Source organism: Streptosporangium vulgare, assembly GCF_042428775.1.
GTDB classification, from domain to species: domain Bacteria; phylum Actinomycetota; class Actinomycetes; order Streptosporangiales; family Streptosporangiaceae; genus Streptosporangium; species Streptosporangium vulgare.
Map to the genome: position 1 here is coordinate 19647 of NZ_JBHMBS010000008.1, position 25512 is coordinate 45158.

Sequence of the window (25512 nt, forward strand, 5' to 3'; positions counted from 1 at the left end):
AAGACGCGAATCCATCTCGAAAGCATCACCATCAACAGCCGGGTCTTCCGGGGAGGGAATCCCGCTGTCACTCTGCGTGAGTGAATGATGTTAAAACCCACCAAATAAGTAGAATTGACCGTTTCTTCTTCATCTCTGACCGTGGCTCGTCCGTGGGCCGGGAGGTGCGCGGCGGGTTCGCCACGTTCTTCACGATGGCCTACATCGTCGTGCTCAACCCCTTGATCATCGCCACCGTCAAGGACGCCGAAGGCCAGTTCATCGGGGACGGGAGCACCCCCAACATCCCGCTCGTCGCCGCCGGTACCGCCCTCGTGGCCGGGCTGCTCAGCATCCTGATGGGGGTCATCGGCAAGGTTCCCTTCGCGATGGCCGCGGGCCTCGGCCTGAACGCCTTCGTCACCTACGGCATCGCCTCGCAGATGTCCTGGGAGTCGGCGATGGGCCTGGTGTTCCTGGAGGGCGTGATCATCGCGCTCCTGGTGCTCACCGGGTTCCGTACCGCCGTGTTCAACGCCATCCCACCCCAGCTCAAGACGGCGATCAGCGTCGGCATCGGCCTGTTCATCGCCCTGATCGGTTTCGTGGACGCCGGCTTCGTCCGCCGGGTGGCGGCCGGGCCGCCGCTGGAACTCGGCATCGCGGGCTCGCTGACCAGCTGGCCGATCCTCGTCTTCGTGGCCGGTCTGCTGCTGATCGTGCTGCTGGTGGCGCGCCAGACCAAGGGCGCCATCCTGATCGGCATCATCGCCACCACCGTCCTCGCGGTCATCGTCGAGGCGATCGCCAAGGTCGGCGCCTCGGTGACGCCGGGTCAGCCGCCGAACCCCGCGGGCTGGCAGCTCGTCGTCCCCCAGCTGCCCGAGCAGATCTTCGGCTTCAACAACCCGCTGGTGCTGTTCAGGGAGTTCGACCCGCTCGGCGCCTTCGGCTCCGTCTCGGTCATCCTGGCCCTGCTGCTCATCTTCACCCTGCTGATCACCGACTTCTTCGACACCATGGGCACGATCGTGGGCGTCGGCGGCCAGGCCGGGCTGATCAGGGAGGACGGTACCCTGCCCAGGACCCGCGAGATCCTCCTCGTCGACTCGATCGGCGCGGCGGCCGGAGGCGCGGGCTCCGTCTCCTCCAACACGACCTACATCGAGTCGGCGGCGGGTGTCGGCGAGGGGGCCCGCACCGGCCTCGCCAGCGTCGTCACCGGCGTGCTGTTCCTGCTGGCCATCTTCGTCTCGCCGCTCGTCGCCGTCGTCCCCTACGAGGCCGCCGCGCCCGCCCTGGTCGTGGTCGGCTTCCTGATGATGACGGCCATCCGTGAGATCGACTTCACCGACTACGAGATCTCCATCCCGGCGTTCCTCACGATCGTCCTGATGCCGTTCACGTACTCAATAGCTACCGGAATAGGTAGTGGGTTCGTGACGTACGTGCTGATCAAGCTGGTGAAGGGCAAGGCCCGCGAGGTCCACCCGCTGATGTGGACCGTGGCGGGGCTGTTCGTCGTCTACTTTGCTCTGGGGCCGATCAAGGCGTTGCTCAACCTCGGCTGAGAAGCGGGCGGAGGCCGTGGTGATCTACATACGTGATCACCACGGCCTCCGCCCGCTTGCAGGGCCCCGACAAAGTTGAAAATCTACTCGTGGTCTTGGAACCCGGTTCTTATTCGAGAGGGGCGTCTGCCGTGGTGGTGCGGTCAGTGCCTTCCCGCTCGCGCCTCAGGTGGATGATCGCCGCGCTGACAGCGTGTGTGACGCTCGTCGTCGGCTTTTGGCCTTCTGCGGATTTGGTGGGGCGCCACGATGACGTTGTCTTGGCGGTGGCGCTTGGGCAGGTGAACGGTCAGCCCGTTGCCGTCACCGTGGGTGGCGGCATGAATGACGACACCATGCGGGTTTGGGATCTGACCGCGCGCGAACTCATCGGCGAACCGATAGCCGGTCAGCCTTACAGTGTTGAGACGGTGGCGGTCGGGCAGGTGAACGGTCGTCCGGTCGCCGTCACCGGCAGCGTTGTCGGCACCGTGCGGGTTTGGGATCTGACCACACGCAAACCAATTGGCGAACCCTTGACCCGCAGCCACACCGGCAGTGTTGGGGCGGTGGCAATTGGAGAGGTGAATGGCCGGCCGATCGCCGTCACCGGCGGAGATTTGGGCACTGAAACCCATAAGAACCCTGTGCGCGTATGGGACCTGATCACGCGCGAACCCCTGGGCGAACCGATGACCGGGCACACCGGCCCCGTCTTGGCGGTGGCGGTCGGGCAGGTGAACGGTCGGCCGGTCGCCGTCACCGGCAGCGTTGACGGCACCGTGCGCGTGTGGGACCTGACAACACGCAAACCCGTCGGCGAGCCGATGACCAGCCGAACCCGTGTCTGGGAGGTGGCGGTTGGAGAGGTGAACGACCGACCGGTCGCCGTTACCGGCAGCGAAGACCAGAACATGCGGATATGGGACCTGACCACGCACACGCTCATCGGAGAGCCGGTGCCGACCGGCCACACTCACGGTGTCTCGGCGTTGGCGGTCGGGCAGGTGAACGGTCGTCCGGTCGCCGTCACCGGTGGTAGTAATGACGGTAATGACAACGATGACGGCAGTGTGCGGGTGTGGGATCTGGCTACGCGCCGACCCATCGGGGACCCCATGGGTTACACCAACAGTGTCTTCACATTGGCGGTCGGGTGGGTGAACGGCCAACCGGTCACCATCACTGGAGACGGTGATGGCACCGTGCGGATGCGGGACCTGAACGTTTACACGCGATGAGCCATGATCGTCGAGGACGGGACTTTAAAAGGGTCACGGTGCCGTAGGCATCCTCGATCGCGACCGGTATCGGTGCGGGCTTCGTCACCTTCGTGCTGATCAAGGCCGTCAGGGGCAAGGCCCGTGAGGTCCACCCGCTGATGTGGACGGTCGTGGGGCTGTTCGTGATCTACTTCGCGCTCGGCCCGATCAAGGCTTTGTTGAATCTCTGAGCAGCGAGTCCGAGGCCGTCATGGTGATGTGGGAGCTGATCGCCATGACGGTCTTTGACGGCTGGGTCCAGATCACGTCCACAAGTCGTGTGCGGCCTGTTCCTGCCGGTGACCTCAGTTCGTGCAGGGGGGATCGGTGATGCGGGAGAAATCCAGAGCCGTGTAGTGCCCGCCGCCGCTCTTCCAGAACACGATCGGCCCATCCGTCAGCATCGCCCCCAAACTGATCTCGTTCCAGTCCTCCGGAGCTTTGGCCTGGTCGGAGAACCCCAGCAACGCGGTCTGCTGACTGCACCGGTCGTACAACTGGGCCGAGGTCCCGAGTTGGCTGCCGCCCCACACACCGTCGCTGGGGGCGGTGGGAGGTCGAAGGAGGACGAACCTGTCACGGATCGGTGGCACAAGAGGCAGATGCTCACCGGGAACGGTCGTACGTCCGGAGCCGTCCACCCGCTGTATGACGGTCTTTCTCACCTCATGTGGGTAGGACGTGACCTGTCCCACGCACCACACGGGCCCGCAGTCCAAGAACTCGACGTCGTCTCCGTGTCGCGCCTTCTTCTCCTGGCGAGTGACCAGGTTGACGACGGTTTGCCGCCGCCCGTCGTAGGCCCAGGGCCAGGAGGTGATGTCGAGATCGCGATCGGGAAAGATCTGCCCGATCTCGTCTCCGGTGAGAGAAGCACTCCAGATGCCCTCGGAGTCCCGCCAGACCACGAGATCATCGGTGATCTCGAAGTCGTCGACAAGGCCCTGCCCGGTGGTCGGCAGCCGGGCCATCATCTTCATCGGACCGCCTGATCGGGGAATGGTCCAAAGCTCCGTGCGGGGTTCTCCCTCGTATCGCGAGCCTGGTTCGTAGCGATTGATCAGCAAGATCACGTGCGTGGCGTTGATGGTCGTGGACGAGAGGTGGATGTCGAAACACCCGTCGCAGGATGCCCACTTCGGTGTTGTGGCCAGGACGCGCTGGCGTCCCGTGCGGACGTCAAGGCTCAGGAACGCCGTACGACGTTCTCCGGCCATCACGAGGATCTCATCGGCGCTCAACATCGCGACAGGCCGTACGTTGCGGCCGTCCTTGAGCTTGTGGGGCAGTGTGAGGAGCGCTTCCGGCCACACGTCGCTGATGGGTGCGAGCGCTGACACCTTGGGAGGCTGTGCGGGCGGTTCGGGGGGTTGATGTGACGTGCAGGCGGTTCCCGCGCTGACAAGCAGTGCCAACGCCGGGATGAATCGTCTCATGCCACGCTGAGGCTTCACCTGGTGTGAGACGGATCAAGGTCGATGATGGTTCCGAGCTTGCCGTCGGACACGTCGATCGCGACCGGTATCGGTGCGGGCTTCGTCACCTTCGTGCTGATCAAGGCCGTCAGGGGCAAGGCCCGTGAGGTCCACCCGCTGATGTGGACGGTCGCGGGGCTGTTCGTGATCTACTTCGCGCTCGGCCCGATCAAGGCGTTGCTCGGCCTCGGCTGATCGGCGACCCGAAGGCCGTCACGGTGATCCAAGGAAATGGTCATCGTGACGGCCTTCTCCCGTTCGCCGTACCGGAGAGCGGAGCCGTGGTGGACGGATCGCGGTCGCCGACGCGCCAGGCATCCCGTCCGCGGCCCGTGTGCCGTCGTGCTCTCCTGACGCTCTCCGGCTCAATGCCCTCTGGGGCCTCCGGGACCGCCGGGGATCAGGCCCGCGCGGTACGCCTTGAGGACGGCGTCGGATTCGGCCTGGGTGAGCTTGCCCGCGGTGACGGCCGCCTTCAGCCGTTCGGCCATGGCGGCCTCGGCCTCGGCGCCGCGCTGCTGGTGGAGCGTCTCCAGAGCGTCGGCGACCTTGTCCGCCGTGAGGCCGAGCTTGGCGGCCAGGGCTTCGGCCAGTTCCTGCCCGGGGGCCGGCTTGGCTCCCTCCTCCGGGGCGGTCTGGTCGGCGTCCTTGGGCGGGCGGCCCGGTCCGCCTTCCTTCCGGAGCTCCTCCAGGGCCGCGGTGACCTTGGCCTCGTCGACACCGAGGATCTCGGCGAGCTTGGCGGCCATCTCCCCGTGGCCGCCGGGGCCGCCGTGGCCGCGGCCACCACGCGGGCCGTGCTCCGCGCCGTCGGGGGCGGGACCGGGAGTCGCCGAGGAGGACGACGACGGCGCGGGTGTGGGGCTGGTCGCCCAGGCCGCCACGGGGACGGCCAGTCCGCCGGCCAGAGCGGTGCCGACGCCGGCGACAATGATCATGCGCTTGGTGCGGTTCATATGACTCCTGGTCAGATATGGAATGCCTACCGAACCGATGGTCGGGCGACCACATGAGACCCCCCTCATCCTTGTCTGAGAATCCGGTGAGATCCGGTGAGATCCGGTGAGATCCGGTGAGATCCGGCGAGGTCCGGCGAGGTCCGGCGAGGTCCGGCGAGGTCCGGTGAGGTCCGGAGGCCGCCCGTCGGCCGGTTGCTCCAGCGGGTGGAATCCCCTCCGGTCGGCCGTCCGTCCTGGTCGCCGGGATCATGGGCCGCCCCGTTCTCCGTACGGCTCTCCCGTGCACATGCCGGGAGCTGGGCGAGCTCGCGTGGTGAACCCCGTGTCCCCGGGGCACAGATGAGGTCAAAGGGCCCCGAAGGGCCGACGGGCGCCGGGCGCTCCGGGCGAGGTTGGCGATCCCCCGTCCGTCTGGCACGCTGTACGGCCCGCGCCGAGAAGGAAACCCGTTGGAGGGAATCACGTGCATACGTATATAGTTAGCAAAGGTAATGACTTACGCTAATGAATCACCCCAGGAAGGACCGCGTCGCGAACCTGCGCAGCGACGCCGGTCTGGCTTCGGCTCTGCGCGTGTCGCTGGCACGACTGAACAGACGCCTTCGCAGGCAGGCCGCGGTGCACTCGCTGACGCCCACCCAGCTCGCGACGCTCGCCGCCGTAGAACGGCATTCCGGGATAACCCCCGGCGAATTGGCCGAGCTGGAGAAGGTCCAGCCGCCCTCGATGACCCGCGTGATCGCCGTGCTGGCCGAGCGGGAGCTGGTGTCACGTACACCGCACCCGACCGACCGGCGCCAGGTGACCGTGGGCGTGACCGAGCAGGGCTCAACCCTGCTGAGGGAGGAGCGGCGCCTCAAGGAGGCGTGGCTGACGCAGCGGCTGAAGGAGCTGACACCCGAGGAGAGGGCGACGCTCCGGCAGGCGGCTCCGATACTGGAGAAGCTCAGCCGGATCTAGCCGACCCCGAGGAACCCGAGGCCCCGGCGGCCCCGAGCGGCGCCGGGGCATCCGCCGCGCCAGGCGGAGAACCAGGTACGAAGCCGCAGGAGGAGCCGGACGGGGAGCCGGGCCAGAAGTCCGGTGCGAAGCCGGACGGGGAGTCGGACGGCGAACCGGGCCGGGAGTCCGGTGCGAAGCCGGACGGCGAACCGGGCCGGAAGACCGTCGAGAGGACCGGGCTGAGGGCGAGGGTCCGGCGGCGGCGGGCCGCGAGGGCCGCCGCCACCGCGAACGAGCTCCAGGCCACCGAGAGCGGGACGGCCCAGCCCGTGCCCGAGACGCGGGGCGGGATGTTCCGGTCCCTGCGCGTGTACAACTACCGCCTGTTCGCGGCCGGAGGCGTGGTCTCCAACGTCGGCTCGTGGATGCAGCGCACCGCGCAGGACCTGCTGGTGCTCGACCTGACGAACGGCAGCGCCTTCGCGCTGGGCGTGACCGTCATGCTGCAGTTCCTGCCGTTGCTGCTCTTCGGCCTCTGGGGCGGCATGCTCGCCGACCGCTATCCCAAGCGGCTGCTGCTGATCGTCGCCCAGTCGCTCATGGGCCTGCTGGCGCTCGCCATGGGCGTGCTCGTCGTGACCGGCTCGGCCCAGGTCTGGCAGGTGTTCGTGATGGCCTTCCTGCTCGGCCTCATCGCCTGTGTCGAGGTGCCGACCCGGCAGTCGTTCGTCGTGGAGATGGTCGGCCGCAAGGACCTGTCCAACGCGATCGCGCTGAACGCGTCGAGCTTCAATCTGGCCCGCGTGGTCGGTCCGGCCATCGCGGGTGTCCTGATCTACGCGCTCGGCGGCACCGGCCCGATCTTCCTGATCAACGCGCTCTCCTTCGCGGGCGTGCTCGCCGGTCTGATGCTCATGCGCACCTCCGAGCTGACGACCCCCGAACCCGTGCCGAGGGCCAAGGGCCAGCTCCGCGAGGGCCTGCGCTACGTGATGGTGCGGCCCGAGCTGCTCATGCCGATACTGCTGATCGCCTTCGTCTCGCTGTTCACGCAGTCGTTCTCGATGTCGATCGCGCTCATGGCGCGTCAGGTCTTCGGGGCGGGCGCGGCCTCGTTCGGGCTGGCTTCCAGCATGTTCGCGGTCGGCGCGCTGACGGGCGCGCTCATGGCGGCGCGGCGGGTACGGCCCAGCCGGAGGCTGCTGGTCGGCGGCGCGGTCGCGTTCGGCCTGTTCCAGATCGTCAGCGGCCTGGCCCCGTGGTACCCCCTCTACCTGGTCTCCCTCGTGCCGGCCGGCATCGCGTTGATCTCGGTGAACACCGCCGCCAACGCCAGCGTGCAGCTCGCCACCTCGCCGGAGATGCGCGGCCGGGTGATGGGGATCTACGTGCTCGTGTTCACCGGGGGAGCCCCCTTCGGCGCGCTGCTGCTCGGCTGGATCTCCGAGCTGGGCGGCCCGCGCGCCGGGGTCCTGGTGGGCGGTGCGCTCACACTGATCGGTTCCGGTGTGGCCATAATGCTGACAAAGATGATCAGCAGGAGGTCGAATGCGGCTGTTCGTGGGGTTGCTGCCGCCACCGCCGGTGCGCGATGAGCTCGCCCTCGCCCTCGAAGCCCACCGGTCGCGATGGCCTGGGCTTCGCTGGCTGGAACCGGCGAACTGGCATGTGACGCTGTCGTTCCTCGGGGAGGTGCCCGACGGGGTGCTGCCCGAGCTGCGGGCGCGGCTCGCCGGCGCCGCCACGCGCCACCCGCCGATGACGCTGTCCCTCACCGGTGCCGGGGCGTTCCCCTCGGCCGGTCGGGCCCGGGTCTTCCTGACCGGGCTGGGGGGCGACCGCACCAGCCTCGCCCGCCTGGCCGACCACGTGGGAACCGAGGCGCTGGGTGCCGGAGCCGGCCAGACGGATCGCCGGCGGTTCAGGCCGCACCTGAGCCTGGCCCGGTGCCGTGCCGACATGGACGTGAGCCCTCTGGTCGAGGCGTTCGGGACGTTCTCCGGCGCCGAGTGGGAGGCGAGGACGGTGCACCTGATACGGAGCGACTTCGGGGGCGGGACCCTCGGCGGGGCCGGGGCTCGCTACGAGACGGTCGAGGAATGGCACCTGACGGCACGGGCACCCCGCGGGCAGAGCTAGGCTCCAGGACGTGGATCGTCCCCGTCGCTGGCTGCTGCCCACGGTGCTCGCACTGCTCGTGCTCCTCGTGGTGATCGGCGCCCTCGTGTCCTAGCCGCCCGGAGGCGTTCCCGGGTTCTCGGGCTCCCGGATCCCACGGCGGTTCACCGGCCCGTTCAGGTGCCGTACGGCGGCATCGGTCACCAGGCGTAGTGCTCGGGAGCCGTCTTGAAACCGGGGAAGATCTCGTCCAGGCGGGTCAGGGCCTTCTCGTCCAGAACGATCTCCAGCGCCCTGGTGGCGCCGTCGAGCTGGTCGAGCGTGCGCGGCCCGATGATCGGCGCGGTGACGATCTTCTGGTGGAGCAGCCAGGCCAGTCCGACGTTCGCCGGGTCCTCACCCAGCTCGTCGCAGAACTCCTCGTAACGCTCGATCTTGTCGCGGTGCCTGTCCAGCTGCTTGGTGATCTGCTCAGAGGCCGAACGCCCCTTGTCGATCTTCCGCAGGATGCCGCCGAGCAGGCCGCCCGCGAGCGGGCTCCACGGGATCAGGCCGACACCGTAGTCCTCGGCCGCCGGGATCACCTCGAGTTCCGGCGCGCGGACGATCAGGTTGTAGTGGGACTGCTCGGAGACCAGGCCGACGCTGTTGCGGCGCCGCGCGCTCTCCTGGGCCTTGGCGATGTGCCAGCCCGCGAAGTTGGACGACCCCACGTACAGGATCTTGCCCTGCTGCTTGAGGATGTCCATGGCCTCCCAGAACTCGTCGAACGGGGTGTTCCGGTCGATGTGGTGCGCCTGGTAGAGGTCGATGTGATCGGTCTGCATCCGCTTCAGCGACGCGTCGGCGGCGCGGCGGATGTTGAGCGCGGACAGCTGGCCCTCGTTGGGCCAGTCTCCCATCGAGCCGTAGAGCTTCGTGGCGATCACCGTCTTCTCCCGGCGCCCGCCTCCCTTGGCGAACCAGCGGCCGATGATCTGCTCGGTGACGCCCTCGCCCTTCTTCCAGCCGTAGACGTTGGCGGTGTCGAAGAAGTTGATCCCCAGCTCATGGGCGTGGTCCATGATCGCGAAGGAGTCTTCCTCCGTGGTCAAGGGGCCGAAGTTCATCGTGCCCAGGCAGAGGCGGCTGACCTTCAGGCCGGTACGGCCAAGCTGCGTGTAATCCATACGTTCACCCTAGGTACCTGGAGCGCACTCCAGGCGAGCGGATTCGCGAGGAAATCCGTGTCGGCCGGACCCGCCACGTCTGTGACGCCCGCGCGCACCGCCGGGGCATGATGGCTGAATGCTGAGTAAGGCGGGGGAAGTCCTGGTTCGCGTGTTCGCGGTGGTCTGCCTGGCCGCGGCCGCGGTCCTCTCGGGACAGGGCGCGTGGGCGGGCGAGGGGCGGGACGGCCGGGGAGACGCGGGGCGGGACGGTACGCGGGCGGGGGAGCACGGCGTATCCGCGGGTACCGGACGGGCGGACGGCGGGGAGCGGATCCTCTTCCGCTTCAAGGACAGTCGGATCACCGAGTCGAGCGGGCTGGCGGTCTCACCGACCGGCAAGGACGTCTACTACACCCACAACGACAGCTCCGCGGGACCGGTGTTCTTCGCGGTCGGCCCCGACGGACGGACCCGCGCGACCTTCACCCTGCGCGGGGCGGCCTCCCGCGACTGGGAGGGCATGGCGGCCTCCACCGACCCGCGGACCGGGCGGGGGGTGCTCTGGTTCGCCGACATCGGCGACAACCTCGAAGGCGCCTGGCCCGACGTCTCCGTCTACAAGGTGGCGGAGCCCGCCACGCTGAGCGACGCCGTCGTCCCAGCCGTGCGCTACCGGTTCCGTTACGAGGACGGCGGGCACAACGCCGAGGGCATCATGGTGCACCCCCGCACCGGCCGCCTCTCCATCGTGACCAAGCAGTTCGCCGGTGCCGTCTACCAGGCTCCGAAGCGGCTGCGCACCGACAGGGTCAACGTGCTCCGCAAGGTCGGTTCCGCGCCCATCATGGCCACCGACGCCGCCTACGCCCCCGACGGGTCGAGCTTCGTGATCCGCACCTACTTCTCCGCCACGGTCTATCGCGCCCCGGGGGAGCAGATCGCCCGGGTGACGATGCCGGAGCTGCGGCAGGCCGAGTCGATCACCTACACGCGCGACGGCAGGTACCTGCTGACCGGCAGCGAGGGAAGCCGCAGCCCGGTCTACCGGGTGCCGCTGCCCGAGTCGGTCCTCGGCGCGGCGGCTCCCGAACCCACGTCCGCTCGCCGCGAGGCGGCTCCCGCCCGGGCCCCCGGCGCCACCGGAGATCCGGAGCCCACACCGGTCGCCGCGGTGAAGGCCGGTGAGGAGGGCACCGACACGGGGCTGCCGATCTCGGCCGTGCTCCTCTGGCTGGCCATCGCCGGGGGCGCCATCGGCGTCATCACCCTGATCGCCCGCGGAACCCGCTGAGATACTCAGACCCGGTTGAGTGATCCAGCGCAAGCGGACGTCAAGCCGCTTACGCCATCCTTCGGACCATGCATGACAATGGCCCCGCGCCGAGCCTCCGCTCCCCCTCTCGGGTGGGCTGCCCTGAGTGCTCGGCCCCCCTCGCGGGGACGTACGAGCGCTGCCCGCGCTGCGCGCTGCCTCTGAGGGGACCGGTGGCGGCCGAGCTGTGGCGGCTCGACGGCGCCCTCGCGGGGCTGCGCGCCCGTGAGGCGGAACTTCTCACCCGGCGCGGCCACCTGCTCGGCCTCCTCGCTCGGGAACGGGCCGAACGTGAGCGCCCCGGACAGGAACGATCCGAACGGGAGCAGACCGAACGGGAGCGAGCCGGGCAGGACGCGCGGGAACGGGCGCTAGGACCGGCCGCAGGGCCAGGTGCAGGATCGGGTGCGGGGCCGACCGCAGGACAGGGGAAGGACTTCTCGCCCCGGGCGGTGCAGAACCTGCTGCTCGGCCTCGGCGGGCTGCTGCTGGTCGTCGCGGCCGTGGTGTTCACGGTGGTCAGCTGGGGGAGCATGAGCCTCGGCGGCCGGGCGGCGATCCTGGCCGCCGTCACCGCGCTGACCTTCGCCGCGCCGAAATTCCTGGTGAGGCGCGGGCTCGTCACCACCGCCGAGACCATCGCGATGCTCGGCGCGGCGCTGCTCTTCCTGGACGGCTACGCGGCCCGGAGGACGGGGCTGGCCGGGGCCGACGGCCTGGCCGGACCCCATTACGCCGCCCTGCTGTTCACCCTGGTCGCGCTCGCCATGGCGGGCTACTCGCGGCTCCTCCCGCTGCGGCTGCCGCTACCCGTCGCGATCGTCCTCGCCCAGTTCCCGCTCCCGCTGCTCGCTCTCGGCGAGACGACACCGTGGATCACCGCCGCGCTCGCCGCGACGGCCGCCGCCGACGCGGCTTTCCTGGTGTTCCACGCGGCGGGCCGGAGTTCCGGGCCCGGCGCCGGAGCGGCGACGCCCGCGGCCGGAGAAAGGGCCGGGGCCGAGGGCATGACCCGCGCCGAGATCGAGGCCGAGGACGCCCCCGGCGCGCCCGGAAAGGCGCCCGGGAACGTGTCCAGAAACGTGCCCGGCGCGGGGGACACGCCCGGGGAGGTGCCCAGAAACGTGCCCGGCGCGGGGGACACGCCCGGGGAGGTGCCCAGAAACGTGCCCGGCGCGGGGGACACGCCCGGGGAGGTGCCCGGGAACGTGTCGGGCGCGGGGGACATGCCCGGAAAGGTGCCCGAGAACGTGTCCGGCGCGGGGGACGCGCCCGGTGGGCGCGGGCCGCTGGCGACGGTCGGGGTCTGTTTCGGCGTGGTGTGGGGCCTGGGGGTGTGCCACGGGCTTCTGGAATCGCTCCTGAAGAAGATGAACCCGTTCCCCGGCGAGGTTCCGGCGATCGTCTCGCTCAGGGAGGCCCTGCTGCTGGTCGCGCTGGCCGTGATCGGGCTCGCGGTCGCGCGGAGGGCGCGGGACGCGAACCGCCTTACGCTCGTCACCGCCGTCTCGGCGCTCACGCTGACGGCGGGACTGGCGGCCCTCGCCTGGCCGCTGATGGCGCCCACCTGGTGGGCCGTGCCGTACACGGTGGCGGCGCTGGTCACCGCGGCGGTCATGCTGTACGCGCCCGGCCTGGACGAGCCGCGGGTCCGCTCGGCCGGTGCCGTCTTCGCCGGGGCACTGGCGGCGGCCACCGCGCTCCCCTTCGCGAACGAAGTGATCTTCACTCTGTTCGCCCCGTTCAACCGGCTGGGCGAGGTGTGGTCGGGGTCTCCCGGCTTCGCCGATGCCGGGCTGATCGCGCCGTTCCCCCAGTTCCCCGTCGTGTCGGGGCTGCTGGCCGTCGCCTCGGCACTGGCGGCCGCGCGGGGGCGGGCCGCCCTGGGGTTCGCCGCGCTCGCCGCCGGGACGCTCGCGACGGCGGTCGCCCCCGTCGCCTTCGGCTGGGGGCACGGGGTGGACCTCACGGTCCTGTCGGCGCTCGCCGTCGTCCTGGTGGCCGGGGTGACCCTGGCACGGCGATCGCGATGGGCGGGGGCCTTCGCGATCGCCGCCGGTACGGTGTCCGCGGTGGCGACGGCCACCGCGCTCACCGAACGCTCCAGCACGTACGCGACGCTCGGCGTCCTGCTCGCCGCGTGGGGCGCGGCGGCGTTCGTGGCCCGGCCGCGCGGGGCGGCGGCGGTCTCGCTGGTCGCGTGCGTGCTCTCGGCGACCGGCCTGGTGTGGGCGGTCTGCGCCGGGACCGGGTGGCTTCCCGCGGGTGACGGCCTGTCGCTGTCGCTGGCCGCCGGTGCGGTGCTCGCGGCACTCCTCGCCCTGCGCGGCGGCTCACCGGCCAGGTTCTCACCCGAGGCCGCGCCGGGGAAGAACGGCGATCTCCGGCGGCCCGCCGGGTCGGCGCTGAGTGTCGTGCTGGCGGTGCTCGCGGTCGTCTCCGCGCACGCCGCCGTCGCCGCGGTCCTCGACTTCCACCGCCCCCTCGTACGGCCGTGGACGGCCGTGACAGGCCCGGCGGGCGGCCATCCGACGCTCGTGGCGGTGATCGGCCTCGTCGCCGCGGCGGCGGTGCTGGTCTCCTGGCGGGCCGCGCGGCGTCGAGGGGCGATCAGGGCGGCACTGCTCGCCTGGCCCGCGGTGCTGGTCGCGCTGCCGGTGTCGGTCGCCCTGCCGTACGGGGTGGAGCTGGGGTTGTTCGTCGCCGGTACCGTCCCGACGGCGTGGACGGCGGCGCGGAGCCGCGCGAACGCGGTCTTCGGCGGGGTGGCGGCGCTGTGGACCGCCTTCGTCGCGATCTCCTGGGCCCTCATGAGCGAGCCCGCCACCCTGGTCGTCCTCCCCGCCGTGGCGGTGATCGCCGTGGCGGTCGTACCGGGTGGCCGGGCGAGGGCCGGCGCGGGGGCGGTGGCACCGGTCGCGGCGGGGCTCGCGACGCTGCTGGCGGGCGGGGAGGCGCTGGCCGCCGGGCTGGCCCTGGACTGGCCGGTACGGCACGCGGCGTTCGGCCCGCTCGCCGTGGCCTGCGCGGCGGCGGCCGTGGCGGGCCGGTTCAGGAGGACGCCGTTCGCGGTCGGCGTGGAGGGGGCGGGGTACGTCCTCCTGGGAGCGGGCCTGCCGCTCGCCTCGGCCGACCTGCCCCTGGCGAGCCTGGCCTGCGCCGTGGCGGGCGTGCTGATGGCCGGTACGGCACTGCGGCCCGATCGCCGGTGGGCCGGATACGCCGGAACGGGCTTCATGCTGACGGCCGCCTGGCTGCGGCTGCTCGCCTCCGACATCAGCGTGGTCGAGGCGTACGCGGTTCCGTTCTCGCTGGTGCTGCTGGGGTTCGGCTGGTGGCGGGCGCGCGGAGGGGAGACGTCGTCCTGGGTCGCCTATGGTCCCGGCCTCGCCTCCAGCCTGGTGCCCAGCGTGTTCGCGCTGCTCACGGGCTCGGGCTGGCTCCGGCCGCTGCTGCTCGGCCTGGTCTCGCTGGCCGTGCTGCTGACCGGTGCCCGGTTCCGGCTCCAGGCCCCGGCGGTCCTCGGCGGGCTGACCCTGGCCGTCGTCGCCCTGCACGAGCTGGCGCCGTGGATCGCGGAGGTGGTCGTGCTGGTTCCCCGATGGGTGCCGATGGCGCTGGGCGGGCTGCTGCTCGTGGTCGTCGGCGCGACCTACGAGGCACGCCTGCGGGACGTACGACGCCTGCGGGGCGCGGTCGGCCGGATGCGCTGACCGCTGACCGCGCCCCGGACTTTCGGGGCGCGGCCCGGCGCGCCCGTGAACGGGCTCACCGAGACCACTCACGACGTGCGGAGGTGGGGAACCGCGGGTCGCCCGGGGCAGCCCAGGGCTCAGCCCGGGGACTGCAGGTCGCGGCGGGCGGCGTGGTCGAGAGAGGCCGCCACGTCGGGGTCGACGGGGAACCAGGTGAGGAGGTCGGTCACCTGCAGAAGGCGCTTGAGGACGTCCGACACCCCGGCGAGGCGCAGCCATCCGCCCGCCTCCGAGGTCACCCGCGCGCCGCTGAGAAGGATCCGCAGCCCCGTGGAATCGCAGAAGGTGATGCCCCCGGCGTCGAGCACGATCCGCGGGCGGTAGTCGGAGACCAGCCGTTCGATGGTCTCTCTGAGCAGCTCGCTGGAATTACGGTCGATGTCACCCACGACAGTGATCACGGTGCAGTCCGCGTGCCCGTAGTGGTCGACGCCGATGGAGAGTTCTCTGCTCATCGCCTCGTATCTCCACCCGGTGACGCGGTCGGTTTCGGCCGCCATCCGGCCTGATCAAGGTATACCCCTCCATGACACCGGGGTGGGCGACGGACCGGAGACATGTGCGTAACGGCTCTGGACACCCGCCGTTCGCCGCCCGCCCCGGGAGCCGGTGCGGGCGCGATCCCGTACGCGATCCAATACACGATCGATGCGTGATCTCACACATGGTCCCGCGCGGTCCCGCGCGTGATCTCTCACATGATCCCCGCGTGATCCCATACGTGGCTCAGCGCGATCCCATACGTGGACCCGCGCGATCCCATACCGAAAATGAATGACCGCATCGCCATTTATTGCCCCGACATATTCACGTATTCCTTGACCGGCCTGGACGTGTTTCCCGCATGGCCAATGACGGTTAAGAACCAGGCCGGTTATCCCTTCTCTTACGGTGAGGATTGCCGCTAACTTTCGAGCATGCGCGTTCTGGTAACCGGGGCATCAGGTTTCGTCGGCTCGCATGCGGTCGCCGCGCTCCTCGCCGACGGGCATGAGCCGCTTCTCCTCGTCCGCAGTCCGGAGAAAACGCGCGAGGTGCTCGCCTCCGTCGGGGTGACGGGGGAGATTCCCCTGCACAAGGCCGATATCCGCGACGCGGCGGCCGTGCGGGAGGCGCTCGAACAGTGCGACGCGGTCATTCACGCCGCCGCGGAAATCGGGGTGATCGGCCGTGCCGACGACCTGAACGGTACGAATGTGGCCGGGGTCAAGAACGTCCTCGGGCAGGCCGTGGAACTCGGTCTCGATCCCATAGTGCACATCTCCAGCGTCGGTGTCTTCGTTCCCCCGGCCGGGCCGGTGATCACGACCGAGAGCCCGCTCTCCACGCCCAGAAACGGATACGGCAGAAGCAAGATCTCCGCCGAGCGCTACGCCAGACGGCTCCAGGAGCAGGGGATGCCGATCACGATCGTCTATCCGGCCGGGGTCACCGGACCGCACCAGCCCTCGCTGGACGCGATGGTGGAGGGGCTGCGCGCCGGTCTGGAGCAGGGCTGGCCGATCACCGCGGGCGGCGCCAACATCGTCGACGTACGGGATCTGGCCGTCGTGCTCGCCCGCTGCCTCGAACCGGGGCGCGGACCGCGCCGCTTCATGCTGGGCGGGCACTACCTCACCTGGGCGCAGCTCGCCGACGTCTGCGACGAGGTGACGGGCAACCGCTGCCGGAGGTTCAGGATCCACCGGTCGGTGTTGCGCGGCGCGGCGGCCGTGGGCGACGTGATGAAGCTGATCAAGGAGATCGACTACCCGCTGACCAGGGACGCCGTCGAGATGATGGTCACGATGGTCCGCACGTACGACACCCCGACCCTGGAGGCGCTCGGCGTGAGCCTGCGGCCGGTCCAGGAGACCATCGCCGACTCGCTGCGCTGGCTGGCGCAGGAGGGGCATCTCACCACCGGCAAGGCCGGGAGACTGGCGGGATGACGTCACACGATGACACGCTTTCCACCCTGATGGAATCCGGGGAAGTGACCTCATAAGGGGCAGGGAGGAGCCGGCGATGAAGGTCGGGATCGTCGGTGCGGGGATCGTCGGGCTCGCCGTGGCCAGGGAGACGGCGCTGACCCACGGGGCCACCGTGACCGTCCTCGACAAGGAGGACCGCGTCGGGGCCCACCAGACCGGCCACAACAGCGGTGTCGTCCACGCCGGGATCTACTACCGTCCGGGCTCGCTCAAGGCCACCCTCTGCAGGGAGGGCGTGGCGATGCTCAGGCAGTACTGCGCCGAGCACCGCATCCCGTACGACGAGGTCGGCAAGCTCGTCGTCGCCTCCACCGGGCCCGAGCGGCCCGAGCTGCGGAGGATCGCCGAGCGGGCCCGCGCGAACGGGGTCCCCGGCATCGCCGAGCTCGACGCGCTGGCCCTGCGCGAGATCGAGCCGCACGCCGTCGGCGTGGGCGCCGTGCACTCCCCGCACACCGCGATCGCCGACTTCCCCGCCGTCGCCCGGCGCCTCGCCCAGGACGTGCGGGAGAGCGGCGGCTCGGTGCTGCTCTCCCACCCGGTACGCGCCGTACGGGAGACCGCGGGCGGGGTGAGCGTCCTGGCGGGGGAGCGGACGCTGGAGTTCGACCGGGTGATCGTCTGTGCCGGGCTCGGCACCGACGCCGTCGCGCGGATGGTGGGGGCCGCCGGGGACGTGCGGATCGTCCCCTTCCGCGGCGAGTACTACGCGCTGGCCGGGAAGGCGAAGGACCTGGTCCGGGGGCTCATCTACCCGGTCCCCGACCCCCGGTACCCGTTCCTCGGCGTGCACCTGACCCGCAGGATCGACGGCGAGGTGCTGGTCGGCCCCAACGCGGTCATGGCGCTGGCGCTGGAGGGCTACTCCTGGCGGGACGTCGATCTCGCCGACCTGGGCCGGATCCTGGCCTGGCCGGGCACCCTGAGGCTCGCCGCCAGGCACTGGCGGACCGGGATCAGGGAGGTGGCCGGTTCGCTGGGTAAAAAATCCTTCCTGCGGGCCGCGCGCCGGTACGTCCCGGCCCTGACCGGCGCCGACCTGGTCAGGACCGAGGGAGGCGTCCGCGCACAGGCTGTGGACGGGAGGGGCGGCATGCTGGACGACTTCGCGATCGACGTGCACGGCCGCGTCGCCCTCGTCCGCAACGCCCCCTCGCCGGCGGCCACGTCGAGTTTGGCGATTGCGAGGCATATTGTGGGGTTAGCCTCAATGTTGACCAGTTAACTGCTTTCTCATGTGGGCCGGTGAAAATAAACCAGTGACCGACTCACCCGAGGCCCGCCTGCTGATCGTCGAGGACGAGCCCAACATCCTCGAACTTCTCGCCGCGAGCCTGAGGTTCGCCGGGTTCGGTGTCAACACGGCCGGCAACGGCACGGACGCCGTCGCCGCCGTCCAGAGGCACCGGCCCGACCTCATCGTGCTCGACGTGATGCTCCCCGACATGGACGGCTTCGACGTCGTACGGCGCCTGCGCGGCGGCGGCAGCGACACGCCGGTGGTCTTCCTCACCGCTCGTGACGCCACCGAGGACAAGATCCGAGGGCTGACCATGGGCGGGGACGACTACGTGACCAAGCCGTTCAGCCTGGAGGAGGTCGTGGCCCGCATCCGGGCCGTGCTGCGCCGTACCGGCTCCGGCGACCTCGCGCCCCGGCCGCCCCGGCTCACCTTCGCCGACGTCGAGCTCGACGAGGAGAGCCACGAGGTGTGGCGCAGGGGCAAGGCGGTGGCGCTGTCGCCGACGGAGTTCAAGCTGCTGCGTTACTTCATGGCGAACGCGGGGCGGGTGCTGTCCAAGGCCCAGATCCTCGACCACGTGTGGGACTACGACTTCAGGGGCGACGCCGGGATCGTGGAGTCCTACGTCTCCGTGCTCCGCCGCAAGATCGACAATGCCGAGCCGAGGCTGATCCACACCCTGCGCGGCGTCGGATACGTGTTGCGCTTACCACCGGCCCCGTGATGCTCACCGCGACCCCCCTGCGGGTGAAGCTGATCGGCGTCATCCTGGTCCTGCTCACGATCGCGCTCGCCCTCATCGGCATCGGCAGCGTCTCGATCATGCGCGGTTACCTGATCGACCGCGTCGACAGCCAGATCGACCTGACCGTCGACTCCGCGCTGCGCCGCATGAACAACCGGGGTTCCGTCGCGCTGATGGGCAAGACGATGCCGTCCGACGCGAGGCTCGAACTCCGCGGCAGGAACGACAAGACCATCATCCTGCTCAGCGGCATCGACGTGGAGGGCAAGCCGGGGCCGAACGTGTCCCCGAGCCAGGGCGCCGACTCGTTCGAGAGCGGCGACTGGCGGGTCAGGGTGACCTCGCTGGACACCGGTGGAAGCCTCATCGTGGCCGTGGACATGGGTGAGGTGCGGCAGATCGTCGGCCAGCTCGCGCTGGTGGAGCTGCTCGGCGGAGGCGGCCTGGTGCTGATGCTCGCCGGGGCCGGAGTGGTGATCATCCGCAGGAGCCTGCGCCCGCTGGAGGAGATCGAACGCACCGCGGAGGCCATCGCCGCCGGAGACCTGGGCCGCCGCGTCCCCGACGCCGACCCGCGCACCGAGGTGGGCCGCCTCGGCCGGTCGCTGAACGGCATGCTCGCCCAGATCGAGACGGCCTTCCGCGCCCGTTCGGAGTCGGAGTCCTCGGCCCGCAGCTCGGAGGAGCGCATGCGCAGGTTCGTCGCGGACGCCTCGCACGAGCTGCGCACGCCGCTGACCTCGATCCGGGGGTTCGCCGAGTTCTACCGGCAGGCGCCCGGCATCGACGCCGCGCCGCTGATGCGCCGGGTCGAGTCCGAGGCGGTCAGGATGGGCCTGCTCGTCGACGACCTGCTGATGCTGGCCCGGCTCGACCAGCAGCGGCCGATGGTCATGCGCCCGGTCGACCTGCTCGCCATCGCCGCCGACGCCGTCGGCGACGCCCGCATCCTCGCCCCGGAACGCGAGGTCACGCTCTCGGTGGACGGTTCCGCGCTCATCGTCTCCGGCGACGAGGTACGGCTCCGCCAGGTCGTGGGCAACCTCATGACCAACGCGCTCACCCACACCCCCGAGGGCACCCCCGTACGGGTGGCCCTCTCCGGAGACGACGGCATGGCCGTGATCGAGGTCGCCGACGACGGGCCCGGCCTCACCACCGAGCAGCGCGAGCGCGTCTTCGAGCGGTTCTACCGCGCCGACTCCGCCCGGGGCCGTCGTGCCCCCGAGGACGGCGGGAGCGGCCTCGGCCTGGCCATCGTCGCCGCGATGGTCGAGGCCCACGGCGGCCGGGTCGCCGTGGAGTCGGAGCCCGGCAAGGGCTCGACGTTCCGGGTGATCCTCCCGCTCGCCCCCGAATCCGACTGAACCGGTCGCCTCCGGCTCCGGCCGGGTCCCGTCCCCGAACTCGACTCGGGCCCCGCCTTCGCACCCGACCGGGCCCCCTCCCGGCTCGGGCCGAACCCGCTCGGCCCGGCCTGGTCACCGCCCGATCCGGCTTGGTCACCGCGCCCGGCCCGGCCTGGACACCGCCCGGCAGCCCTGCCGCCCTGTCACCGTCCGGTCATCGAGCGGTCACCACCCGGTTCAGGGGGCGCCGGTGCCGGGTTCCGGCCAACTGCTGTCTGGGAACTCCCCTCCGGCCGCGCCGCCGGGCAGTACCACCCGGTCGTTCTCGGACAGCCCGGAGGTGATCTCGACGTACCGGTCGCCGCGGACCCCCGTTTCCACGACCCGCTCGGCGCCTCCCCGCACGGTGACCCTGGAGACCCCGTCCCTGGTCCGTACGGCCTGCGCCGGGACGTAGAGCGTCTCGGCGGACTCGGCGACGGTCACGGTGACCGAGGCGGTCTGGCCCACCAGGAGGTTCGCCGGGGGCTCGTCGAACGCGATCGTGACGCCGTACCTCACCAGCCGGTCACTGGTGGTCGCGGTGGGGGCGATCCCCGTCACGGTGCCCGTGTACTTCTCGCCCTGCCGGGTGGCCAGGGTGATCGCCGCCCGCTGGCCCGCCTTCAGGCTGCCGACGTCCGACTCGGTGAACAGCGCCTCCACCTGGAGTTCGTCCAGGTCCCCGAGGGTGAGGAAGGTGCCGGTGCCCGCGCTGTCGCCGACCGCCCCGGCCACGGACATGACGGTTCCGTCGGCGGGGGCGACGATCCGCACGCCCGCGAGCTCCTCCGTGGCGTCGGTCAGCTCCGCTTGGGCCTGCTTCACGCGGGCCTCGGCCTGCTCCACGGTGAGCGTCCCCCGCCCGGCCCCGCCGTTCTGCTGAGGGGCCTGCTGGGTGTTCTGCCCGGTGTTCCTGTTCGGGGAGGTGCCCCTGTCCGTCCCCGTTCCCGTGCTCGCGCTCGGCTTCGGGGTGGGGCATCCGGTGGTGGTGGGCCTGGCGGTAGCGGTCGGTACGGCCGTTCCGGTGGGACCGGTGGGGCTCGCCGTCGGCCCGGGGTGCTCGCCGGGCCCGGTCGACGGGCCCGAGGGCGGGCCCGTGGGACCGGGGGCGGTGGTGGTGGGCCCGCCTCCGTGCGGCCTCGCGGTCACGGTGACCGTCGCGGTGGCCGTCACGGTCACCGTCGGAGCGGCCGTCACGGTGACGGTGACCGTCGGCGCGGGCTGGTGAGGGCCGTCACCAGGCCGCGCGTTCGCCGCCGTCGTGGCCGGTGCCGGTACGGACGCGGATTTCCGCGCCGGGACGGGGGTGGGGGTGGGGGTGAGCGCCGGTGCCGGGGCCGCCGCGAAGCGGTATCCGGCGGGGACGATCCCGCCCGCGGGGACGACCTGTGCCGTCCGCGCCGATCCGGCCGACGCGGGCGCCTGGGACGGTGAGAGCGGGCTCGCCGATCCGGTCGATGTGGAGGCCGGAGACAGTGGGAGCCGGTTCGTCGATCCGGTCGGCGCGGTCGCCGGGGGCGGAGAGATCGTGCGCGCGGGCTCCGGCCGCTGCGTGGGGGCGTCCGTCCTGGTCGGGGCGGTCGTGGGTGTGGGCGTCGCGCCCGGAGGCCGCGTCGCCGTGGGCTCGCACCCGGCCTGCGTGGCGGGCCCCGTCCGGTCGGTCCCTGTCTGGTCGGTCCCTGTCCGGTCACCCGTCCGGTCGGACCCCGTCTGATCCCCCGCCTGGTCGCCGGTCCGGTCCGCCGTCCGGCTTCCGTCCTGGCCCCCGTCCTGGCTCCCGGTCTGCTGCCTGGCCCCGGTCGTCCCCGTACCCCCCGTACCCCCCGTACCTCCCGTGCTCTCCGGCGTGCTTCCCGCCGTGTCCAGATCCTCCTCGGCCGCCGCGAGCTGTGCCTTCGCCGCGTCGTAGCGCTCGCGTGCGGGGGCGGAACCGATCCTGGCGAGCACGTCCCCCTTGCCGACCCTGTCCCCGGCCTTGACGTAGACCTTCGTGACCGTCCCCGATCCGCCGAAGGCCAGTTCGCGGGTGCCGTCGTCCACGGTGCTGCCCGCGGCCGACACCGCGGCGGTCACCGTCCCGCGCCTGGCGGACGCCAGTTCCACCCGGGGTGCCTGGCCGGAGCCGCCGTCGAACACGACGATCGCCCCCGCGCCCACCAGGACGAGGGCGGCCAGGGCGAGCCCTCCCGCGCGCAGATTCTTCGGGAGATGGGTCGGTCTCATGGCGGACATCCTGGACCGCCTGATTCACAGCATGCTCACAGGTCCCTGAAGGTTTGCTGTGCATCGTGGGCGGTAAGACGACGTCTACAGGAAATCTTCAGCCTTCGCCGGGGTGAGTCCAAGCCTGGTGCGCCAGGGTCAGGCGCTGTGAAGCTGTCGACCAAGCGCGGAGCGCTGATCGTGAACGGGACCCTGGGGGTCCTGTTGCTGGGCGGAGTGGTGATCGCCTACTCCTCCCTCGGCGGCGAGGCCTCATCCGCCAACGCCGCGGTGCGGACCGTGTCGGTGACCCGTACCACGGTCTCCGCCTCCGTCTCCGCCTCCGGGACCGTGGCCAGCGCCCGCGCCCGGTCCCTCTCCTTCGGATCGAACGGCACCGTCGAGAAGATCTACGTCAAGGCCGGTGACAAGGTCACCGCGGGGCAGATCCTCGCCCGGCTGGACGACGACTCGGCGCAGGAGAGCCTGGACGCCGCCTCCGCCGCCCTCGACACCGCGGACGACGACACCTCGACCGCCGCGGCCTACGCGCAGTACGTCACGGCGAGGAACACCTACCGGTCCGCGAAGCGCGCGGTGGACGGCACCGTCATCAAGGCGCCGTTCGCCGGTACGATCACCGCCGTCAACGGCACGGTCGGCGGCTCCTCGGGCACCGCCTCCAAGGCCGCGACCAACGCGAACAACTCGGCGGGCTCCGGGGGGGCCGCGAACTCGGGCGGCGCGGCGAACGCCTCGGGCGGGTTCATCGACCTCGCCGACACCCGCAGGCTCGAACTCGTCGGCACCTTCACAGAGACCGACGTCACCAAGCTCAAGGTCGGCCAGACGGCCTCCATCGGGTTCGACGCGCTCACCGGGGTCACCGCCTCCGGGAAGGTCACCCAGATCCAGCCGACCGCCACCACCAGCAACAACGTGGTCCAGTACCCGGTGACGATCTCCTTCACCGAGGTGCCGAAGGAGGTCAGGCTCGGCCAGACGGCCACGGTCGGGGTCGTCGTCGAGCGTGCCGAGGACGTGCTCGCCGTCTCCTCCGCGGTGATCTCCACGGCGGGCGGGCGGAGCACGGTGACCGTACTGCGCGACGGGCGCCAGGTGCCCGTCCAGGTGGAGACCGGGATCAAGGGCGACACGCTCACCGAGATCAAGTCCGGGCTCGCCGAGGGCGACCAGGTGGTCCGCCCGGCGGCCACGGAGACCACCACCCAGCAGGGCGGCGGCTTCCCCGGCCTCGGCGGCGGGGGCGGCGGTCGCAACGGCGGGGGCGGTGGCGGCGGCATGCGCCCCGTCGGCGGAGGGAACGGCCGATGACCGTCCCCGTCCTGTCCCTCACGGACATCACCAAGGTGTACGGCAGGGGAGACGCCGAGGTCCGGGCGCTGCGCGGGGTGTCGCTCAGCGTCGACCGGGGCGACTACGTCGCCATCATGGGCGCCTCGGGCTCCGGCAAGTCCACGCTCATGAACATCCTGGGCTGCCTGGACGTGCCCACCTCCGGCGCCTACCGCATCGACGGCACCGACGTCGGCTCGCTGGACGAGCGCAGGCTCGCCGTACTCCGCAACCGGAAGATCGGGTTCGTCTTCCAGTCGTTCAACCTCATCCCCAGGATGAGCGCGCTCGCCAACGTCGAGCTGCCCATGGCGTACGGCGGGGTCGGCGCCGCCGACCGGCGGGCCCGCGCGCTGGCGGCCCTGGAGCAGGTCGGCCTGTCCGACCGGGTCCGCCACGAGCCGAACGAGCTCTCCGGCGGCCAGCAGCAGCGGGTGGCCGTGGCCAGGGCGCTGGTCACCGCGCCCGCCCTGCTGCTCGCCGACGAGCCGACGGGCAACCTCGACACCGCCTCCACCGGGGACGTGCTGGGCATCCTCGACGGGCTGAGCGTCGCGGGCCGGACGATCGTGATCATCACCCACGAGGACGACGTGGCCACCCACGCCAAGCGGGTCATCCGCCTGGTGGACGGCCGGATCGTCGAGGACCGCCGCCAGGCCCCCGTCGACGGCCCCCCGCCCCGCATGTCGGAGGCCCCCGTCGACGGCCCTCCGCCCCGTCCCGCCGGCGGCCTCCCGCCCCGCACACCGGAGACTCCCGCCGACAGCCTCCCGCCCCGCACACCGGAGGTCCCCGCGTGAGCCGGTTCGAAATCCTGAGGTTCGCGCTCCGCGGGCTCGCCGCGAACAAGCTGCGCAGCTTCCTGACCACCCTCGGCATCCTCATCGGGGTGGCGGCCGTGATCCTGCTCGTCGCCTTCGGCGAGGGGGCCTCGCAGAGCATCCAGCAGTCCATCCAGCGGCTCGGCGCCAACACCCTCACCGTCTCGGCGTCCTTCGCCGGGGGCGGTGGCGGAGGTGGCGGTTTCGGCGGAGGTGGTGCGGGCGGGGGCGGGGGCCGGGCGGCCGGGGGCCAGAACGAGGGCCCGCGTACCCAGGCCAGGCAGCTCACCCTGGAGGACGCCAGGGCGCTGACCGACCGCGAGCAGGCCCCTTCGGTGCGGAGCGTGTCGCCCGTGGTGACCGCGAACGCGGCCACCGCCGTCCACGAGGGCGCCAGCCACACGATCGCGCAGCTCGTGGGCACCTACCCCAGTTACTTCGAAGCCACGAACAAGCCCGTGGACAGCGGCACCTACTTCGTCAACGACGACGTGCTCGCCGCGAGGAAGGTCATGGTCATCGGGCGGACGGTGGCCGAGGAGCTGTTCGGCACGGCCGATCCGGTCGGCAGGCCGGTCAGCGTCTCGGGGGTGCCGTTCACGGTGATCGGGGTGCTCAAGGAGTCGGGCTCGTCGGGCATGCAGGACGCCGACGACGTGGCCGTCGTGCCGCTGCCCGCCGTGCAGCAGAGCCTGACCGGGTTCGGCGCGCTCGGCTCGATCATCGTGCAGGCGACCGGCGCCGACGCGACCGACTCCGCGCAGGCCGAGGTGACCGCCGTGCTGAACCAGCGGCACGGCATCACCCCGGCGGGCGTCGCGGACTACCGGATCCTGAACCAGGCCACCCTGCAGGAGACCGTCAGCTCGACCGTCGGGATCTTCACCGCCCTGCTCGGCGCGGTCGCCGCCATCTCCCTGCTGGTCGGCGGCATCGGCATCACCAACATCATGCTCGTGACCGTCACCGAACGGACCCGGGAGATCGGCATCAGGAAGGCCATCGGCGCGCCCAGGAGCGCGATCCTCGGCCAGTTCCTGCTGGAGGCGACGGTGCTGAGCCTGGTGGGCGGCCTGTCGGGCGTCGCGATCGCGTTCGCCGGGACCCGCTTCACGATCGCCGGGATCTCACCGGTGCTCGTACCGTCCTCGATCGCGCTCGCCCTCGGCGTCTCCGTGGGCATCGGGCTGTTCTTCGGCGGCTACCCGGCCAACCGGGCGGCCAGGCTCCGGCCCATCGAGGCCCTGCGTCACGAGTGACCCGTACGGCCAACGC

The 25512-nt window shown here is 71.1% G+C and carries 20 protein-coding genes; 15 read left to right on the forward strand and 5 right to left on the reverse strand.

From position 1 onward, the window contains the following. Window positions 1-80: 80 nt before the first annotated feature. On the forward strand, window positions 81-1550 hold the full coding sequence (locus tag ACFFRH_RS18225) for an NCS2 family permease (RefSeq protein WP_386157967.1): 1470 nt from the start codon (window positions 81-83) through the stop codon (window positions 1548-1550). A 173-nt stretch (window positions 1551-1723) separates the two neighbouring features. Next, window positions 1724-2770, forward strand: coding sequence for a WD40 repeat domain-containing protein (locus ACFFRH_RS18230; protein WP_344744297.1), 1047 nt, complete (start codon window positions 1724-1726; stop codon window positions 2768-2770). Window positions 2771-3096: 326 nt separating this feature from the next. Here the strand turns inward: ACFFRH_RS18230 and ACFFRH_RS18235 are convergent, their stop codons facing one another. Continuing rightward, entirely contained in the window at window positions 3097-4131 is a 1035-nt protein-coding gene (locus ACFFRH_RS18235; protein WP_344744299.1) for a hypothetical protein, read from the reverse strand. A 153-nt stretch (window positions 4132-4284) separates the two neighbouring features. Here ACFFRH_RS18235 and ACFFRH_RS18240 point away from each other — a divergent pair, with 153 nt between their 5' ends. Then, complete coding sequence (locus ACFFRH_RS18240; protein WP_344744301.1) at window positions 4285-4461, forward strand: hypothetical protein; 177 nt, start codon at window positions 4285-4287, stop codon at window positions 4459-4461. A gap of 170 nt (window positions 4462-4631) precedes the next feature. Here ACFFRH_RS18240 and ACFFRH_RS18245 read toward each other — a convergent pair whose 3' ends face one another. Next, entirely contained in the window at window positions 4632-5222 is a 591-nt protein-coding gene (locus ACFFRH_RS18245) for a hypothetical protein (protein ID WP_344744302.1), read from the reverse strand. 507 nt (window positions 5223-5729) lie between these two features. Between ACFFRH_RS18245 and ACFFRH_RS18250 the strand changes: the two genes are divergently transcribed. The 3 genes from ACFFRH_RS18250 (at window position 5730) to thpR (ending at window position 8306) form a co-directional block, all read left to right on the forward strand. Further along, window positions 5730-6185, forward strand: coding sequence for a MarR family winged helix-turn-helix transcriptional regulator (locus ACFFRH_RS18250; protein ID WP_344744304.1), 456 nt, complete (start codon window positions 5730-5732; stop codon window positions 6183-6185). Between the two features lie 311 nt (window positions 6186-6496). Continuing rightward, window positions 6497-7762 carry an MFS transporter gene (locus ACFFRH_RS18255; protein WP_386157972.1) on the forward strand — a complete coding sequence of 422 codons (1266 nt, stop codon included), beginning with the start codon at window positions 6497-6499 and terminating at the stop codon, window positions 7760-7762. Continuing rightward, entirely contained in the window at window positions 7716-8306 is a 591-nt protein-coding gene (thpR, locus tag ACFFRH_RS18260; protein ID WP_344744307.1) for an RNA 2',3'-cyclic phosphodiesterase, read from the forward strand. Before ACFFRH_RS18255 ends, thpR begins: the two co-directional genes overlap by 47 nt. Window positions 8307-8485: 179 nt before the next feature. Here the strand turns inward: thpR and ACFFRH_RS18265 are convergent, their stop codons facing one another. Continuing rightward, entirely contained in the window at window positions 8486-9454 is a 969-nt protein-coding gene (locus ACFFRH_RS18265) for an aldo/keto reductase (RefSeq protein WP_344744308.1), read from the reverse strand. A 118-nt stretch (window positions 9455-9572) separates the two neighbouring features. Between ACFFRH_RS18265 and ACFFRH_RS18270 the strand changes: the two genes are divergently transcribed. Both ACFFRH_RS18270 and ACFFRH_RS18275 read left to right on the forward strand, forming a co-directional pair. Beyond that, window positions 9573-10727 (forward strand): hypothetical protein, encoded by a 1155-nt coding sequence (locus ACFFRH_RS18270; protein ID WP_344744309.1) that lies wholly within the window; start codon window positions 9573-9575, stop codon window positions 10725-10727. A 68-nt stretch (window positions 10728-10795) separates the two neighbouring features. Continuing rightward, window positions 10796-14461 carry an SCO7613 C-terminal domain-containing membrane protein gene (locus ACFFRH_RS18275; RefSeq protein WP_386157976.1) on the forward strand — a complete coding sequence of 1222 codons (3666 nt, stop codon included), beginning with the start codon at window positions 10796-10798 and terminating at the stop codon, window positions 14459-14461. Between the two features lie 119 nt (window positions 14462-14580). Here ACFFRH_RS18275 and ACFFRH_RS18280 read toward each other — a convergent pair whose 3' ends face one another. Further along, window positions 14581-14958, reverse strand: coding sequence for an STAS domain-containing protein (locus ACFFRH_RS18280; protein WP_386157979.1), 378 nt, complete (start codon window positions 14956-14958; stop codon window positions 14581-14583). Between the two features lie 462 nt (window positions 14959-15420). Here ACFFRH_RS18280 and ACFFRH_RS18285 point away from each other — a divergent pair, with 462 nt between their 5' ends. From ACFFRH_RS18285 to ACFFRH_RS18300, 4 genes are all read left to right on the forward strand, one after another. After that, window positions 15421-16434, forward strand: coding sequence for an NAD-dependent epimerase/dehydratase family protein (locus ACFFRH_RS18285; protein ID WP_344744316.1), 1014 nt, complete (start codon window positions 15421-15423; stop codon window positions 16432-16434). 76 nt (window positions 16435-16510) lie between these two features. Beyond that, a complete protein-coding gene (lhgD, locus tag ACFFRH_RS18290; protein WP_344744317.1) occupies window positions 16511-17701 on the forward strand; it encodes an L-2-hydroxyglutarate dehydrogenase in 1191 nt (396 codons plus the stop codon). 10 nt (window positions 17702-17711) lie between these two features. Further along, the gene (locus ACFFRH_RS18295; protein WP_344744318.1) at window positions 17712-18443 is read left to right on the forward strand and encodes a response regulator transcription factor; all 732 of its coding nucleotides are present in this window, start codon (window positions 17712-17714) and stop codon (window positions 18441-18443) included. After that, window positions 18443-19831, forward strand: coding sequence for a sensor histidine kinase (locus ACFFRH_RS18300; RefSeq protein WP_386158422.1), 1389 nt, complete (start codon window positions 18443-18445; stop codon window positions 19829-19831). The genes ACFFRH_RS18295 and ACFFRH_RS18300 overlap by 1 nt, the downstream gene beginning before the upstream one ends. A gap of 219 nt (window positions 19832-20050) precedes the next feature. Here ACFFRH_RS18300 and ACFFRH_RS18305 read toward each other — a convergent pair whose 3' ends face one another. After that, a complete protein-coding gene (locus ACFFRH_RS18305; RefSeq protein ID WP_386157982.1) occupies window positions 20051-22078 on the reverse strand; it encodes an efflux RND transporter periplasmic adaptor subunit in 2028 nt (675 codons plus the stop codon). 147 nt (window positions 22079-22225) lie between these two features. On the opposite strand from ACFFRH_RS18305, the gene ACFFRH_RS18310 reads away from it, so the two are divergent. From ACFFRH_RS18310 to ACFFRH_RS18320, 3 genes are read left to right on the forward strand one after another with little or no spacing between them, the layout of a single operon-like run. Further along, window positions 22226-23392 (forward strand): efflux RND transporter periplasmic adaptor subunit, encoded by a 1167-nt coding sequence (locus ACFFRH_RS18310; protein WP_344744324.1) that lies wholly within the window; start codon window positions 22226-22228, stop codon window positions 23390-23392. Next, window positions 23389-24216, forward strand: a complete 828-nt coding sequence (locus ACFFRH_RS18315; RefSeq protein WP_386157986.1) for an ABC transporter ATP-binding protein — start codon at window positions 23389-23391, stop codon at window positions 24214-24216. The genes ACFFRH_RS18310 and ACFFRH_RS18315 overlap by 4 nt, the downstream gene beginning before the upstream one ends. After that, window positions 24213-25496, forward strand: coding sequence for an ABC transporter permease (locus tag ACFFRH_RS18320; protein ID WP_386157989.1), 1284 nt, complete (start codon window positions 24213-24215; stop codon window positions 25494-25496). Before ACFFRH_RS18315 ends, ACFFRH_RS18320 begins: the two co-directional genes overlap by 4 nt. The last annotated feature ends 16 nt before the right edge of the window (window positions 25497-25512 follow it).